Genomic DNA, 14,916 nt, shown 5'->3' with positions numbered 1-14,916 from the left:
GAAATTTTTGTGCTAGGCGCGCCGGGCGGTTCCTGTATCCGGCTCCTGGCTCTTTTCCTGCCAACGAACAGACGGCTCTTGCCGGGCACTTCGTTCCTGGTACTGCGGGGTGTGACGCGGCCGGGAAGTGGCCGTTTCCTGATCCTGCAGCATCCACTGTCCGACGAGCACTTCGGCAGCGCCGGCGCTCAGGGTTCTGTACATGCGCATCAGATTGCGCAGATCGGCCAGCGACATTTGTTCTCCGAACAGCCGTATGAGTATGGTGGTGGCTGTGCCGGGCTGAAAACCGAGGGCTTTCAGCGCGATCGTCAGGCCATCGCCCTGACTTGCTTGAAGCAGAAGGTCGCAGGTGGCCTCGGGCAGGCTCAAGCCCTGACCGAGCAGCTCCGCAAAACCTGACCTGTTCTGGGCAAGGGCTTCACGCAACAACCCCTCCTGCAGCTTGCGCCCCGCTGCGCTGGAAGTGCGTTCCACCGCGCCGCCGGGTACCTGAGCCTGTTTGACCAGGCTGGTCATTTCGGCTGCCGCAATGGCTTTTGCCTTCAGCGGTGCCGGTAAATGCAGATACTGTCCCATCTGACCATCCGGATTGAGTGCATTCTGACCGGCCAATACTAAACCTAAAGTAGCAACGATGTCACTACGGCAACTCAATTTGGACTGCTGCGTCGCCGACAGGATGATGTCGTCCCTGTCGAGCAGGATACGGATCACATCCGCCCCGGCATGTTCACACAGCGCGCTGATGATCGATTCGCGCAGCGACGGGCGGTTGGCAATGGCCTTCCTCAAGGTGTCCGGACCTGCGACGGCGGTGCGCAACAGGAGATCCACAGAAAGCCTTGGACTGTAACGAAACGCCGGATAGGCGGTCAGATCGTCTTCGTCGCGGGCGAGAGTTTCCAGCAAATCGTCCGGAACTTCCGGATGAGACGCCAGAAGGCTGGCGATACGGCGCCTGTCCACCGTCGCCGTTGAAGGCAGCAGGTTTCGCGCCAGTTCCAGAAAAATCCTTTTGTCTTCAGGGGGATGCCTGTCCCGGGCTGCAAACAGTTCGGTTGCTGCAAGCAGGATGCCCCCATCGCCGGAGGCCGAGGAAGAACGTTTTGGAAGCAAATTTGAAGGCTGCACTGTCTGATTGAAGCGTTGGTTTTGGCGCATGACACCCGTCTGAAAAAATACAAAAGGCCGGACGACTGGCGAAACTTGTTTCCTTCAAATTGGCCGAAAAGCGTTAGCATTCCATTAACCCTGACAGCTTCTAAATGAACTTGCAGGAAGTAATGCGTCGCCCGTTTGACCGTTCCCCACCGGTAATACGCCGTTCCGGGGAGGCCGGAACCGAAGGAGGAGACGATGGGCACTTTGTTGGACTTTGCATCCGCTCCACGGCCCGCTGCACGCGTGGGCCATCGTTCAGATTGCCAGCGCTCAACGCGCGCCGAGACCTTTGGGGAAGTTATCCTCTTTCCAGGTGTCCGCTATGAGCGTCACGACCTTGATCTTGCCGCACGAATCAACACCATCGGTAAGGCAGCTGGACCTTCTGGTTCCGACAAGGACTGACGGTCCGGGCCTCCAGCCGCACACCTTGGCAAAATGCGGTCTGGAGACGCGCCTCATGGGCACAGAAGTAGCGGAAAAACCAGGTTCCGCGTCCCGGAGGGGCGGGGAGCGCAGTTTCGGAAGAAGGGCGGCGCTTGTCGCCGCGCTGCTGGCAGCAGGCACCGTATCGGCTTGCGTGCGTCCGACAGGCGACTTTGACCGCGCTAGACCGTCGGTCATTCATGACGACCTCATGCCGAAGGCCGGAAACCAGGCCGCGCGCCTGAGAGGCGACCCGGTTTCGAAATTCAACTACACCAACGACGAAAAGCTGCTGCGCGATCGTGGCTGGACGCTGATCCGCCCGCCCTGGACCAAGGACTGGATCGGCGGGACGATGGTGGAGCTTTCGCGCACACGTGTTCTGCCCGAAACGGAAGGGCGGGTCCCGCCGGATCTTTATTACATCTATCTGCGGTCGGACAAATTCCGGTCCTCCGATGCCCGGTACGACAAGATTGCCGCGGATGCGTCGGGCGACGCGGAACTCGTCATGCCCTTCTGCGAGGTCGCGGTCAGGGTACGCAAGGCGGATAACGAACGGCTGCGGGTGCTGAATAACAAACCCATCACCACCGAAGAAACCTATGACGGTGCCAAGGCGCGGGTCTGGGAAAACCGGGTCATGATCAAATGGGTCGGCCAGGCGCTCAGGTACCGGATCGTCGCCTACCGGCGGGCCCTCGCCGGACTGGAGGTGGAAACCCCCAGCAAGAACAGGCTCTGGAAGGTCAATACGGCGATCCGGGAACTGGAGGGGCAGGTCAAGCTTGCCGAGGCGAGCTGCGAGACGCCCAATCGCTACGGCCCCGACCAGCCCGTCAGGAAATCGCGGATCTACACCGGCTGGGGAACCGAGCGCAAACCTGTGACCAAGTAGGGGACGAACTGGCGATCGGGACCGTTTTCAGGTCTCAGGGGCGATTTCTTCACACGAAAGCCAGCAAAACATTGATCGGCCGATCCTTCCTCGGCTATCTATGCAACCATGTCGGACACGCGGTTTGCAGGGACGGGTAATCGCTGCCGGGCCTGCGTGTCCGTTTTCAGCACCTGTGTCACCCGGTTGTAGGAAATTCCATGAATTCGACAGTCGCGCGCCTCGTTCAGGAAGCGCTTTCTCATCAGCATGCCGGCCGACTCGGTGTGGCCCTGCCCATGTTCGAGGACGTCCTTGCCATGGATCCCCAGAACCCGCAGGCGAATTTCTCTCTGGGTATTGCCGCCTATCAGAGCGGGCAGATCGGCGCGGCCATCCGGTTTCTGTCGACCGCCACGAAAAAGGCAGGAAAGCACCCGCAGGTACATCAGCTCCTGGGGCTCGCCCTGATGAACGCCGGTGATCTTCCAGGCGCGCAGAAGGCGCTGCGCAAGGCGGTGAGCCTTGCTCCCAAGGAAGCCGATTTTCATGCCCAGCTTGGCGACGTCTACAGGATGGAGCGGCGGGCCGTCATGGCGCGGCAGAGTTTCCAGCGTGCTCTGCAGCTCGATCCGGAAAACGGTTACGCCCTGCTTGGCATGGGCCAGCTCGAGGTTTCCGTCGGCAATCTCGAAGAAGCCGAAGCCTGGTTTGAAAAGGCGAAGGCGGCCGGCAAGGAATTGCCGTCGGTTCTGCACGCGCTGACGCTTGCCCGGAAATTTGAGGAAAAGCCGGCCGAACTCGACGAGATCGAAACCCTCATCTCGGATGGCACTCCGCGCGCGCCTCTCGACCAGTCCAAACTGCATTGGGCGGCCGGCAAGGTCTATTTCGATCTCGGCGAAGTTGAAAAAGCGGATGAGCACTACGCCTCGGCCCGCAAGATCGGGTATCCGCCTTTCGACGAGAAGGCTCATGACGAGCGGATCGCCTTCATGAAGGAGGTCTTCAACAAGGAATTCTTCGAAGAGCGGAAAGACGTTGGAGACCAGTCCCGGCGGCCGGTGTTCATTTTCGGCATGCCACGGTCGGGAACAACGCTGGTTGAGCAGATCGTCAGCCGGCATTCACAGGCCGTCAGCGGTGGGGAAATAGCGTTTTTCCGGCACCTGCAGGAAGACATGGGCCTAAAGGGGCAGCCAAGTGCCGCGCTGGAGCAGCGGCTGAGGAATATGGAGCTCAAGGACTACAGGAAGATCGCGCGAAAATATCTGGCGGAGCTCGAGGCGATCGACCGGAAGGCAGCGCGGGTCACCGACAAGATGCCGCATAATTTCGAAATGCTGTGGCTGATGAGCTTGCTGTTTCCGAACGCGGCTTATGTTCACTGTGTTCGCGAACCTGCCGACACCTGCGTTTCGCTGCTCTCGCACGCACTGTCTCCCGCCCACAACTACTGTGTGACCCAGGAAACGCTTGGACACTATTTCCAGGCTTATGCCGGATTGATGGACCACTGGTCCGATGTCCTGCCGGTGCAGCTTTACAATCTTTCCTACGAGAAACTCGTTGGCGACCAGGAGGGCGAAAGCCGCTCCCTGGTGGCGCAAACCGGGCTGGACTGGGAGGACGCCTGTCTGGAGTTCCACAAGGGCGACAGTCCGGTCACGACCTTCTCCAACATGCAGGTCCGCCGCCCCATGTTCAGCTCCTCCATCGGGCGCTGGAAAAAGCACGGGCAAACGCTGCAACCGCTGCTCAAGGCCCTCGGTCCTCTGGCGCCGGCTGCCGACTGACGCGGGTTCGGCTGACATTGGATGCAAGAAAGCGCCGGGTTTCCGGCGCTTTCTTTCGGATCCAGGTCTTGTCAAATGAGTCCTGATCAATTCGCTTTGGTATCAGATGGTTCCGCAACTCGCCCGCTTGAGCGCGGCATCGACTTCTTCCGCCTTGGACGGGTGCGGGACATAGGCCCGCAACAAGGCAAAGCCGCTGATCGGTTTTTCCGTCTCGATGACGATAAGGTCTTCCAGGTTCTCAGGCGGGTTTTCACGCAGGATGGATAGCTGCTCGGTGGTCAGAACCAGCATGGAAAGCCGCTCCGCGCCTGCCGTGCGGTTGTTGAGGCTATAGACCGCTTCTCCGGCCGAATTGAACAGGCCGATGGACCAGAAGGATACCGGGATACTGGCGTCGAACAGCACCGGCCCGTCGTCCAGACGGAACCGGCAGGCCGCATGTTTCATTGCCGGATCCAGATCCGGAAGCGGCTCCTGGCCCGGTTTGACGTCCGCCAGCAGGTTAAACTCCCGGTCTTCGCCATACTTGGCGATATTGTCATAGGCACTGTGCCGGACATTGTGGGGAATGCTGAGCACCACCAGAATGTGGATGATCGCAGCCAGGCAAAGCGTGGCCAGAGCGCCGACGGTCAGCGTGAAGCGGGGCGACAGGGTCATGGGCAGGCCACCCTTTCGATCACCGGAATGCTGACGCCGTCAAGGGCCGCGCCGGTTGTGACCGGCGCATCGTAGATTCTCAGCACAAAACGCAAGCCTTCGCTCGCGCTGGCGTTGGCGGCCAGCGGCAGCCAGTTGCCGGAATGCGGGCTGCGGGCAGCCGTGATTTCGAAGGTGCCGTCCGGATTGCGCAAGATGTCCTGGCTGACAAGGTGAACCCGGCCGGGCAGGGTTTCGACCAGATTGCCGTGACCGTTGACGGCTGTCAGGGTCCAGAGCCGTGCCGACGGGGTCTGACCGGCAATCCTGTAATTGCATGTGGGATCGAGCTTATGGCCCGCGTTGTCCTCACGAGCCACAAGGGCCATGCCTTCGCCGGAGGCCAGCGGAATGACGGCGCCGCGGGTGTAGATCGCGACGGAATAGGGGTCGGCGTCCGAGGTGCCGGCTTTCGGATAGGCCTGCCAGGAGCCAATGGTCACGGCATCGAGCGGTTGCTCGCGTTCGATGACCAGATAGGCGGAACTTATACCGATAAGACTGGCCAGGATGAGAACCAGGGCAACCGCCGTCAGGGTCCGGAGCGGATGGCTGCGATAGGGCCGGATGGCTCTGGGCGGCTGTTCGTCATACCAGTCGGCTTCGCCGTGGGCCTGAGGTGCGGGCGGGGTTGCTGAGGTCGTCATTGGGCAGCCGCATAGTCCGTCGGGGCAGGTCCGGTCTCCGCCTTCGCATTGGTCTGCTCCAGCAGCAGGCGCAGATCCTTCCCGATCCGGAGCAAAAGATCCTGGGTGCGGCGCTTCAGAACGCGTGGCTGAGGGGCTTCCGCGTCTTTTGCTACAAGTTTGGCAGGAGCGGAACTGGCCAGACGCGGCAGGTTTTCGGCTTCGACACCCGGCAACCTGGCGAGCTCGATGCCGTTGTGGGCATAGGCCATATATTTCTGCCAGGTCATGGCCGGCAGGCTGCCGCCGGTCACGCGCCGCGTAGAAGTGAAATCGTCGTTGCCGAACCAAACCGCGGTAGTGAAGTTGCCCGTATAGCCGATGAACCAGGCATCCCTGTAGGCATTGGTGGTCCCGGTCTTGCCGGCTGCCACCACGCCGTCGAGGCGTGCGCGCCGTGCGGTTCCCGCTTCGACCACATTCACGAGGATATCGTTGATTTCGAACACCTTGTCCTCCGGCAAGACCCGTTTGGCTTCCGGTTCGTCATGTTCCCTACGGTAAAGCACCTCACCGGCGCTGTTGGTGATTTCCAGGATGCCGTAGGCTGTCGCCTTGTAACCGCCATTGGCGAAGACGGAATAGCACGAGGCCATGTCGATGACGGTCACTTCGGAAGAGCCGATGGGCAGGGAAACGGAATTTTCCAGTTCGTGGGTAACGCCCATTTTGTAGGCGGTCTCGATGATCTTCTCCCGGCCGAAATCGAGCGACAGGCGAACAGGAATGGTGTTGATCGACTTGGTCAGTGCCGTTCGAAGAGTGACCGGGCCGCGGTAGCTTCTGCCGTAGTTTCTCGGCGACCAGTTGCCGATGTGGAGCGGCCTGTCCGGCACGATGCTTGTCTGGTTGTAACCGTTCATGAACGCGGTCATATAGACAAACGGCTTGAAGGAGGAACCTGGCTGGCGCAGGGCGTTGACCGCTCGGTTGAACTGGCTTTCGCCATAGGAACTGCCGCCGACCATGGCAACGACAGCTCCGTCCGGGACCATGGAAACCAGGGCCGCCTCGCGCGCATCACGCAACTTGCCGTTTTCCCGGAGGACGGTTTCCACCGCCAGGTCCGCCTGATGCTGGAGCGCCGGGTCCAATGTGGTTCGAACCGTGACAATCCGGTCCCTGGCGAGGGCCGGGAACCGGCGGGCAAGTTTCTTGACCTCTTCGAGCGCCCAGTCGAGGAAATATTCCGGCAGCTGTTCCTGGGAGCGATCGACGGCGAGCGCCGGATTGCGCCTTGCCCCAATCACCTGACCCTCCGTCAGGAAACTGGCCTGCACCATGTTGGTCAGCACCTCGTTGGCGCGGGCACGGGCGGCGGGCAGGTTGATATGCGGGGCATATTTGGTCGGCGCCTTGTAGAGACCGGCCAGCATCGCGCTTTCTGCCAGGGTCAGTTCGCGCACATTCTTGTTGAAATAGAATTTGGCTGCCGCCGTCACGCCGAAGACACCTCCGCCCATGTAGGCGCGGTCGAGATAGAGTTTCAGGATTTCCTGCTTGGTGAGGTTTGCCTCCAGCCACAGCGCCAGGTAAGCCTCCTTGATCTTGCGGCTGAGGCTGCGTTCATTGGTCAGGAACAGGTTCTTGGCAAGCTGCTGGGTGAGGGTGGAACCGCCCTGGACAACACCGCCCGCCCGGGCGTTTTCCACCATCGCGCGGAATGTTCCAAGAAAATCGATGCCGAAATGCAGGAAAAAGCGGCGGTCCTCGGTGGCAAGCGTTGCCTTTACCAGGGAGTCCGGGATCTCTTCAAGCGGCACGCTGTCGTTCAGAACGATGCCCCGGCGGCCGATTTCATTGCCGAACCTGTCCAGGAAGGTTACCGCGAAATCGTCCGTGGTTTTCCAGTCGGCATATCGGGTTGCCTCGAAAGCGGGCTGAGCGAAGGCGAGCACGACGATAAAACCCGCCAGTCCGTAAGTCAGCCCGTCGGAGGAAAGTTCCGTCAGAACACGCCAGATGCCCTTGGCGCGGAACCGGCGCAGAAACGCGTCATAGCCCTCCAGCACCCGGCGCAGCACCGAACCGCTTTTCCAGAGCGCGGTATCGACAAAGGCGTCGATGCCCAGGAAAAACCGGCGGATTCGATGGCGCTTGCGCGGCGGAGCGGTGCCGGGCACGTCTGTTGATTGCGGGTCGTCTGCCAAGCGAAATAACACTCCGGATCAAGATCGATTCAAATTACCGGTTTTTTCCCGACGTGAAAACAGGGGGCAGCCTGTAGTTTGTTCTCATCCCAATTTATTGATCTATTTCGAATTTCCAGCGATGTCCCGCAGGTCAGAACTGGGGCGCCCGCTGGCAATCCTGTCACTTGCGGCCCGGACGGGGGCATGATAGGCGCTTGCGCCTGTTCACGTCTTCCAGCCAGGCAAACAAAAATGACAGCAGAAGAAACGCAAGCCGATTTGCCGTTTTGGAAAACCAAGACACTTGAGGAAATGAGCCCTTCGGAATGGGAGTCGCTCTGCGACGGCTGTGCCAGATGCTGTCTCAACAAGCTGGAAGACTGGGACACCGGGGACATCGTCTGGACCAATGTCGCCTGCACTCTTCTGGATGGCGGATCCTGCCGCTGCAAGGACTATGTCAACCGGGCGGCGACGGTGCCTGATTGCATACAGCTGACACCGGAAGAGGTGCGCACGCTCACCTGGCTGCCGCCCACCTGCGCCTATCGTCTCGTGCGGGAAGGGGAAGACCTATACTGGTGGCATCCGCTTGTTTCCGGCGACCCGGAGACAGTGCACCAGGCCGGTGTCTCTGTCAGGGACCGGACCGTCCCGGAAGACGGCATGGCACTGGAGGATTACGAACATCACGTCGTGACCTGGCCCGCAGATCTGCCCAGCGGCTGCTGATCGGCAATTCTGGCGCCTGGCGGACGGAGCGCCAGTAGGCAGGACCTGCCCGAAATCAAGATTCTTATCCGGTTGCAATCGCCAAAGCGGGTGTTTTTGGCGTATTTTAAGCCATGACGATCCATGCGGCTAATGATTGACGTGGTGATCTATGCTTAGGGTTGCAGGTGCGATTGTTTACATTGCGGCGGTCCTTCTCTGGCTGCAGCCTTTGAAGGCCGAGCCCCTGAAGTTGCGCGTTCCGGATGTCAGCACGACCGACTACATGATTAGGCTGCTGACCGAATCCCTCCAGAAAATTGGAGAAACGGTCGAGTTCCAAAGGATCGATCCGGACTTCAATATGGCCCGGCAGATGCTCCTTTTCGAAACAGGCGATGGTCTGGACCTGATCTGGCGCGGGGAAGACGCCAACCTCAAGGAGGCGTTTCTGGAGGTCGATGTCGACCTGACGGAAGGGCTGAAGGGCTACCGGGTCGTGTTCGTCAATCCCGAGGATGTGGATCTTTTCCGCAATGTCAGGACGCTTGAAGAGTTTCTGGCGCTCGGCAAGGTCGCGGCGCTCGGGGCGGGTTGGAACGACGTGGATGTCTGGCAGGCCAACGGAATGCGATATCTGGAATTTACGGGGACGTGGGATCCGGAGATATATCAGTTACTCGCGCTCGGAGGCCGTGGCATCGACTATTTTCCGCGTGGAATAACGGAAATCACAGGGGAAGCACAGCGGCATCCCGAGCTTGCCGTCGATCCTTATCTCGGGCTGGTCTACCCCAACGACTTTCGTTTTTATGTCACAAAATCCAACGTCGACCTTCACCGCAAATTGTCCAAGGCACTGAAGCTGGCGGAGCAGGACGGAACCTTGTCCCGGTTGTTGAGAGAGACCAACCCTCTGGTCTTCGACAAGAGCGGCCTTAATATCGGCGGACGGACAGTGATTGAGCTGGCAATGCCTTAGGGTACGGACCCATAAACAGGAGTTGCCGGCGGACGACCGTCGGCAACGTCAATGGTGCCGCCGGTTATCGGCCGAACCGCTCCCTCCAGGTGGGGACGGGATCTCCGGCTGCCGGAGTTGCGTGATAGATGCCCCTGGCAATGGCGCGCGCCAGACAGGAAGCTGCTGCGGCACCGAGCTGGACCATGTCTTCCAGGCCGTTTTCCAGCTTGCGCTGCCCGGTGGAGAGCGCAAAGACAAGATCGCCGTCCAGTGGCGTATGCGCCGGCCAGAGTGCGCGGGCAAGTCCGTCATGGGCCATGACGGCAAGACGCTTGGCTTCGCCCTTGCTGAGGACGGCATCCGTGGCAACGGCGGCAATCGTCGTGTTGGCGCCTGCTTTCAGGCCGTCGAGCTTGGTGCGGACAAGCGTGCTGTCCTTCGGCATCGGATGTGCCATGCCCAGACCGCCGAACTCGTCGCCGATCTCGAAAGGCGCGGCCCAGAAATGGGGGCTCTCCCCGATGGTTGCCCGGCCAAGTGCGTTGACCCCGACAATTGCGCCCACGGTGACGCCGTTTTCAAGCTTCACCGAGGCCGATCCGAGGCCGCCCTTCAGGTTGGCCGTGGTCGCTCCGGTTCCCGCCCCGACCGATCCGAGGCTGAAGTCGTGGCCGATGGCATCGAGTGCGGAGCGGCCAAGGTCCCGATAGGGGGCGGATTGGCCCCAGCTCTTGTCGCCACCGTTCAGAAGGTCGAAGAGAATGGCCGTCGGCACGATCGGTACCCGCACCGGGCCGACCTGAAAGCCGTAGCCGAGTTCGGCCAGACGGCCCTGGACACCGGCTCCCGCATCAAGCCCAAAGGCGGAGCCGCCCGCAAGAACGATCGCGTCGATCTTCTCAACCGTCTGCTCCGGTTCCAGAAGGGCGATTTCGCGTGTCCCCGGAGCTCCGCCGTGGATGGCCACGGAGGTCACCGCCGGCTCGTCCGGCACGAGGACGGTTGCCCCGGATTTGAGGTCGTGGTCCGAGGCATTGCCGACCTTGAGGCCGGGAACATCGGTAATGAGATTGCGCAAGGCGGCCATGAAAATCCGTCCGATAAAGGGATAACAATCAGTTTGGTGGGAGAGGGATTACGTGTCGAGGCTTTTGTAGCCCCGACGGACGTAAAGAAGCGATTTGCCGGGATCGGTCATGCGCAGATCGGCAACCGTTCCGACAATGATGGAATGTGTGCCCATTTCGGTTACGGAAAACACTTCGCAGTCGACACTCAGGCGCGCGCTGTCGAGGGCCGGGCAGCCGGTCGCCAGCCTGGTCCAGTCGCCCTTGGCGAAGCGGTCGTCCATTTCCAGCTGGTCGCGGCCCGCGAAGGCCTCGGAAATCTCTTCGTGGTCGTCGCTCAAGGTGTTGAGGCAGAACCGGCGGTTTTTAAGGACGGCACCGTGAATGCGTGTGTTCCGGTTCAGGCAGATCAGGATACTGGCGGGCTCGTCACTGACCGAACAGGCAGCGGAAACGGTTGCTCCCATGCGCCCGCCCGGGCCGTCCGTGGTAACCACATGTACGGCGGCGGCAATGCGGCTCATCGCTTCCCGGAAGCTTTGCTTGTCCAGCGGAAGCTTGCCGTCATCGGTCTGTTCGGATGAGGATGAAGACATTCTGTCGGCTCCTTGGACCGGCATGGGAATCGGAGGGCGTCGGAGATGTTGCACGATTTTATTCATCCTGGCCCGATGTGCCTAGGTCTCGATGTTTTTCCGCGCCATTAATGTCGTGTGAAGCAGAAGCGAATACCGCCCGTTTCTTATTCGCCCATGTATGAATAACCGGTTGACCAGCTCGGTTTTCATGGTCCGCCCGATGGCGAACCGGGTCGTGCCGCATTGAGCTCCTTGCCAGCTCAAGGTAGGGATAAGAGCCCCCGGTCACAAGCAAGGGGTCACCTGTCGGGTCCATGGCCCTGGCCGTGGTATTGAGAACTGAGGCTCGGAATATCGGGGAGTGTGATGTCCTTTCAGCAATATGCAGCAGGGGCCGCCATTTGGGCCTTAAGCCTTCTGTCCGGTTCGGCACAGGCGGAAATCACAGTCGCGATCGCCGGCCCCATGAAAGGGCAGTTCGCCGATTTCGGAGCCCAGATGCGAGCTGGGGGTGAACGGGCGGTTGCCGACCTCAATGCCAACGGCGGTGTCAATGGCGAAACGCTGGTGCTGGTGGTCGCGGACGACGCCTGCGACGCGGATACAGCCGTTGCGGTGGCCAACCAGCTCATCGGCAAGGGTGTCAGTCTCGTCGTCGGCCATTTCTGTTTCAGCGCCTCCATAGCGGCGAGCGAGGTCTATGCCGAAGCGGGGATCATTCAGATCTCCCCAGCAACAACCTTGCCCAAGTTTACTGACGAGCGTCCAGGTGAGGGGATCTTTCGCCTGGCGCCCCGCGACGACCAGCAGGGAAAGCTGGCCGGACAGCTTCTCGCAAAAACGTTCGGCAACGAGCGGATCGCGATCCTGAACGACAAGACCGCCTACGGCAAAGGATTGGCGGACGCCACCAAGGAAGCGATGAACAGTCAGGGCAAGGCAGAGAGCATTTCCCTGGGTTTCGACGCCGGGGAAGATGATTACCGGGGGCTGGTATCGCAGCTGATCCTGGAGAACATCGGTGTTGTCTATCTCGGCGGGTTTCACCCGGAAGCAGGACTGATCCGGCTTGAGATGGCGCGACAGGGCATGAACGCCGTGCTTGTGTCTGGCGATGCACTGATAACGGAAGAGTTCTGGTCGGTGACGGGAGCAGCCGGAAACGGCACACTTTTGAGCTATCCGCAGGATCCGCGTGAAGTTCCCGAAGCCCAGGCACTGGTCGCAGCCCTGGAGGAAGACGGGAAACCCGCGGAACGTTATGCGCTGACGACCTATGCCGCCATTCAGGCCTGGGCACAGGCGGCGAATGCAGTAAAGACTTCGGCGTTTGCGGATGTTGCCGCCGCACTGTCGGAAGGGACCCTTGAAACGGCGCTTGGTTCCCTTTCGTTTGACGGCAAGGGTGACAGCAACGTGCCGGCCTACACCTGGTATGAATGGCGCGATGGTGCTCCCCGGCCGAGGTGACGGGTGGCCGGAAGCCGGAAATTCGGGCATTTCTCGGCCTGCGCATTAACCCTTTGGTAAGAAAGTCGGCTTTGTCCCGTTCTTCTGGTGGGGTCGGCAGGGTATTCTCCCCGGCAGAAACCGGGGATTGTCATGCGTCCAACCTTCCTGTTCCACCTTGCCCTGTGCACGCTGGTACTTGTACTTGCAAGCGCCGTTTATCCGACCGCTCATGCCGCCGAACTGGTGGGCTTTTCCGATGCAAGGTTCCGGCCCGGAACGATTGTCATCCGGAATTCGGAAAAGAGACTCTATCTCGTACTGCGGGGAAAACGGGCGATCCGCTACAGGATTGCCGTCGGCAAACGGCAGAAGTCCTGGACGGGTGAGGCGTTCATAACCGCAAAATACGTGAAGCCGGACTGGGCACCGTCCGAAGAAGTGCGCCGGGACTTTCCGCATCTGCCGGCGGTGATCCGGGGAGGGGCACCGAACAACCCGATGGGCGTTGCCGCCATGACCCTATCCAACGGCAACTATGCCATTCACGGAACCAACCGGCCGAAGTCCATCGGACGGGCGGTGTCCTACGGCTGCATCCGCATGGCCAACAACGATATCCAGGACCTGTTTCAGCGGGTGAACGTCAGGACGCCGGTGGTGGCCCTGCCGTAGGAAGCCGTCGCCGGGACAGCTTGCCGCATTTAGTTTCAGTTTTGTGAATGTATCATGGCTTCGGGTCCCCACAGACCCCCTCGAAAGACCCCGCCGGTGCGATTGCCCCAACATGGCGCCGGTGGGGTTTTGTCGTTCTTGCAATTCCTCCGATCAGATCGCTTCGTTTTACAGGCAGCGCTTCCTGTTGTTCGTTTGCCGGTTAAGCCTGGAGCCAATGCCGCGGATCGGATCCATGTCCCCTGCCGGTTCCCGAAAGCGCTTCCACGAGATCGGCGACGGCATCCAGGGAATGGACCGCGCGAAACTCGTCCACGTGTGGCAGCATGGCGCGGATGCCCTTGGCCTTGGCTTCAAAGCCGTCAAAGCGGAGCAGGGGGTTGAGCCAGATCAGGCGGCGGCAGGACCGGTGCAGCCGGTCCATTTCGCGTTCCAGGTCTTCGTCCGTGTCCCTTTCCAGCCCGTCGGTGATCAGCAGTACGGTCGGCTTGCCGCCCAGCACCCGGCGGGACCAGTGCCGGTTGAAGTCGTGCAGGGCCGAGGCGATCCTTGTGCCGCCCGACCAGTCCTCGACGCCGTCCGAGCAGGCCTCCAGCGCTTCGTCCGGGTCCTTCATGCGAAGCTGCCGTGTGACATTTGTCAGGCGCGTGCCGAAAAGAAACGTGTGCACGTCTCGCCGCTCGGCGGTCAGGCCGTGCAGAAAGTGCAGGAGAAGGCGGGAATACTGGCTCATGGAGCCGGAAATATCGCAGATCGCCACCAGTGGCGGGCGTTTCTCCGCGGGCCTTCGGAATTTCAGGTCGATGATGTCGCCTCCCGCGCGCATCGACGCGCGCAAGGTCCGGCGCGGGTCGATACGGCCCTTGCCCGACGGCGTCAGCCGGCGCAGCCGGATCTTGTCCATCGGCAGGGACATGGCGTGCATGACACGCTTGGCCTCAGTCACTTCCTCCGCCGTCATCTGGGCGAAGTCCTTCTTTTGCAGTAGCTCCTTCCCAGACACGGTGAATTTGGCATCCACTTCGACTTCCGGAACGGATTTTTCGACAACCCGCTCCTTGGCTGCCTGAAAGGCCTGCGATACCCGTGTCTGGCCCGCCTTCGGTTTTTCGGGCTGGCCGCGCGGCGGGGCGACGGGGGACAGGATTGCCAGCATCTTCTCGATCAGGCCGCGGCTTTGCCAGTAGATCCGGAAGGCTTCGTCGAAGAGAACCCGATGCTCACGCTTGCGCACGAAAACCGCGTGCAGGGTCCAGTAGAGATCGTCCCTGTTTTCGATGCCCGACACTTCCACCGCATTGACAGCGTCCACGACGGATGCGGGCCCTACAGGCACGCCTGCCTTGCGCAGGGTGCGGGCGAAATAGACGATGTTGTCGGTGATGCGCGAGCGCAGGTCAGGGGAGGAGGGCATGGGGGCCTCCCGAAACGGATGCCGCAGTTACCCCCACCCCCGACCCCCCCCCACAAGGGGGAGGGGAAAGGAGTCTGCGGAGATGTCCCCCATAATTCCCTCCCCCCTTGTGGGTGAGGGTTAGGGAGGGGGGGATTTTCGCCTTATGCATTGCTTGCCTAAACCGCCGGTACGGACTGCGGATGCGGGGCTTCCTTGCGGATTTCGTCGATCATGTGGCGCACCTTCGAGCCGCGGACACGTTCGATATCGTCCTGATATTTCAAGAGAACGCC

At 60.8% G+C, this 14,916-nt stretch carries 13 protein-coding genes; 6 read left to right on the top strand and 7 right to left on the bottom strand.

Annotated features, from left to right (window positions below; translation table 11 throughout):
• Positions 1 to 12 precede the first annotated feature (12 nt).
• On the bottom strand, positions 13 to 1,119 hold the full coding sequence (locus ACQY7U_RS22935; protein ID WP_428649872.1) for a DUF2336 domain-containing protein: 1,107 nt from the start codon (positions 1,117 to 1,119) through the stop codon (positions 13 to 15).
• 505 nt (positions 1,120 to 1,624) lie between these two features.
• Here ACQY7U_RS22935 and ACQY7U_RS22930 point away from each other — a divergent pair.
• Together ACQY7U_RS22930 and ACQY7U_RS22925 are read left to right on the top strand one after the other, a co-directional pair.
• A complete protein-coding gene (locus ACQY7U_RS22930) occupies positions 1,625 to 2,488 on the top strand; it encodes a hypothetical protein (protein ID WP_428649870.1) in 864 nt (287 codons plus the stop codon).
• Between the two features lie 200 nt (positions 2,489 to 2,688).
• Positions 2,689 to 4,263 (top strand): tetratricopeptide repeat-containing sulfotransferase family protein, encoded by a 1,575-nt coding sequence (locus ACQY7U_RS22925; protein ID WP_428649867.1) that lies wholly within the window; start codon positions 2,689 to 2,691, stop codon positions 4,261 to 4,263.
• Positions 4,264 to 4,365: 102 nt separating this feature from the next.
• On the opposite strand, the gene ACQY7U_RS22920 is transcribed toward ACQY7U_RS22925, so the two are convergent.
• Genes ACQY7U_RS22920 through ACQY7U_RS22910 form a run of 3 tightly spaced genes read right to left on the bottom strand, consistent with a single transcriptional unit; the run spans position 4,366 to position 7,801 of the window.
• Entirely contained in the window at positions 4,366 to 4,926 is a 561-nt protein-coding gene (locus tag ACQY7U_RS22920) for a DUF1254 domain-containing protein (protein WP_428649865.1), read from the bottom strand.
• Positions 4,923 to 5,612: a DUF1214 domain-containing protein gene (locus ACQY7U_RS22915; RefSeq protein ID WP_428649863.1), complete on the bottom strand. Its 690-nt coding sequence runs from the start codon at positions 5,610 to 5,612 to the stop codon at positions 4,923 to 4,925. The genes ACQY7U_RS22920 and ACQY7U_RS22915 overlap by 4 nt, the downstream gene beginning before the upstream one ends.
• Positions 5,609 to 7,801 (bottom strand): transglycosylase domain-containing protein, encoded by a 2,193-nt coding sequence (locus ACQY7U_RS22910; protein ID WP_428649861.1) that lies wholly within the window; start codon positions 7,799 to 7,801, stop codon positions 5,609 to 5,611. Before ACQY7U_RS22910 ends, ACQY7U_RS22915 begins: the two co-directional genes overlap by 4 nt.
• A gap of 234 nt (positions 7,802 to 8,035) precedes the next feature.
• On the opposite strand from ACQY7U_RS22910, the gene ACQY7U_RS22905 reads away from it, so the two are divergent.
• Both ACQY7U_RS22905 and ACQY7U_RS22900 read left to right on the top strand, forming a co-directional pair.
• Complete coding sequence (locus tag ACQY7U_RS22905) at positions 8,036 to 8,515, top strand: YcgN family cysteine cluster protein (protein WP_428649859.1); 480 nt, start codon at positions 8,036 to 8,038, stop codon at positions 8,513 to 8,515.
• Positions 8,516 to 8,666: 151 nt separating this feature from the next.
• The gene (locus ACQY7U_RS22900) at positions 8,667 to 9,476 is read left to right on the top strand and encodes a hypothetical protein (RefSeq protein WP_428649856.1); all 810 of its coding nucleotides are present in this window, start codon (positions 8,667 to 8,669) and stop codon (positions 9,474 to 9,476) included.
• Positions 9,477 to 9,540: 64 nt separating this feature from the next.
• On the opposite strand, the gene ACQY7U_RS22895 is transcribed toward ACQY7U_RS22900, so the two are convergent.
• On the bottom strand, positions 9,541 to 10,545 hold the full coding sequence (locus ACQY7U_RS22895; RefSeq protein WP_428649853.1) for a P1 family peptidase: 1,005 nt from the start codon (positions 10,543 to 10,545) through the stop codon (positions 9,541 to 9,543).
• Positions 10,546 to 10,593: 48 nt separating this feature from the next.
• Positions 10,594 to 11,121: a flavin reductase gene (locus ACQY7U_RS22890; protein ID WP_428649851.1), complete on the bottom strand. Its 528-nt coding sequence runs from the start codon at positions 11,119 to 11,121 to the stop codon at positions 10,594 to 10,596.
• Positions 11,122 to 11,469: 348 nt separating this feature from the next.
• Between ACQY7U_RS22890 and ACQY7U_RS22885 the strand changes: the two genes are divergently transcribed.
• Together ACQY7U_RS22885 and ACQY7U_RS22880 are read left to right on the top strand one after the other, a co-directional pair.
• On the top strand, positions 11,470 to 12,573 hold the full coding sequence (locus ACQY7U_RS22885) for a branched-chain amino acid ABC transporter substrate-binding protein (RefSeq protein ID WP_428649848.1): 1,104 nt from the start codon (positions 11,470 to 11,472) through the stop codon (positions 12,571 to 12,573).
• A gap of 132 nt (positions 12,574 to 12,705) precedes the next feature.
• Complete coding sequence (locus ACQY7U_RS22880; RefSeq protein WP_428649845.1) at positions 12,706 to 13,227, top strand: L,D-transpeptidase; 522 nt, start codon at positions 12,706 to 12,708, stop codon at positions 13,225 to 13,227.
• 202 nt (positions 13,228 to 13,429) lie between these two features.
• On the opposite strand, the gene ACQY7U_RS22875 is transcribed toward ACQY7U_RS22880, so the two are convergent.
• Positions 13,430 to 14,641 carry a vWA domain-containing protein gene (locus ACQY7U_RS22875; protein ID WP_428649842.1) on the bottom strand — a complete coding sequence of 404 codons (1,212 nt, stop codon included), beginning with the start codon at positions 14,639 to 14,641 and terminating at the stop codon, positions 13,430 to 13,432.
• Positions 14,642 to 14,916 lie beyond the last annotated feature (275 nt).

Origin of the sequence: Roseibium sp. (assembly GCF_050301095.1) — a bacterium.
Classification (GTDB): Bacteria; Pseudomonadota; Alphaproteobacteria; order Rhizobiales; family Stappiaceae; genus Roseibium.
This window is presented reverse-complemented; position numbering and strand designations above follow the sequence as displayed.

Coding starts and splice junctions, on each gene's coding strand:
- ACQY7U_RS22930 (WP_428649870.1), top strand. CDS start 1,625: ATGGGCACAGAAGTAGCGGAAAAACCAGGTTCCGCGTCCCGGAGGGGC.
- ACQY7U_RS22925 (WP_428649867.1), top strand. CDS start 2,689: ATGAATTCGACAGTCGCGCGCCTCGTTCAGGAAGCGCTTTCTCATCAG.
- ACQY7U_RS22920 (WP_428649865.1), bottom strand. CDS start 4,926: ATGACCCTGTCGCCCCGCTTCACGCTGACCGTCGGCGCTCTGGCCACG.
- ACQY7U_RS22915 (WP_428649863.1), bottom strand. CDS start 5,612: ATGACGACCTCAGCAACCCCGCCCGCACCTCAGGCCCACGGCGAAGCC.
- ACQY7U_RS22905 (WP_428649859.1), top strand. CDS start 8,036: ATGACAGCAGAAGAAACGCAAGCCGATTTGCCGTTTTGGAAAACCAAG.
- ACQY7U_RS22900 (WP_428649856.1), top strand. CDS start 8,667: ATGCTTAGGGTTGCAGGTGCGATTGTTTACATTGCGGCGGTCCTTCTC.
- ACQY7U_RS22895 (WP_428649853.1), bottom strand. CDS start 10,545: ATGGCCGCCTTGCGCAATCTCATTACCGATGTTCCCGGCCTCAAGGTC.
- ACQY7U_RS22890 (WP_428649851.1), bottom strand. CDS start 11,121: ATGTCTTCATCCTCATCCGAACAGACCGATGACGGCAAGCTTCCGCTG.
- ACQY7U_RS22885 (WP_428649848.1), top strand. CDS start 11,470: ATGTCCTTTCAGCAATATGCAGCAGGGGCCGCCATTTGGGCCTTAAGC.
- ACQY7U_RS22880 (WP_428649845.1), top strand. CDS start 12,706: ATGCGTCCAACCTTCCTGTTCCACCTTGCCCTGTGCACGCTGGTACTT.
- ACQY7U_RS22875 (WP_428649842.1), bottom strand. CDS start 14,641: ATGCCCTCCTCCCCTGACCTGCGCTCGCGCATCACCGACAACATCGTC.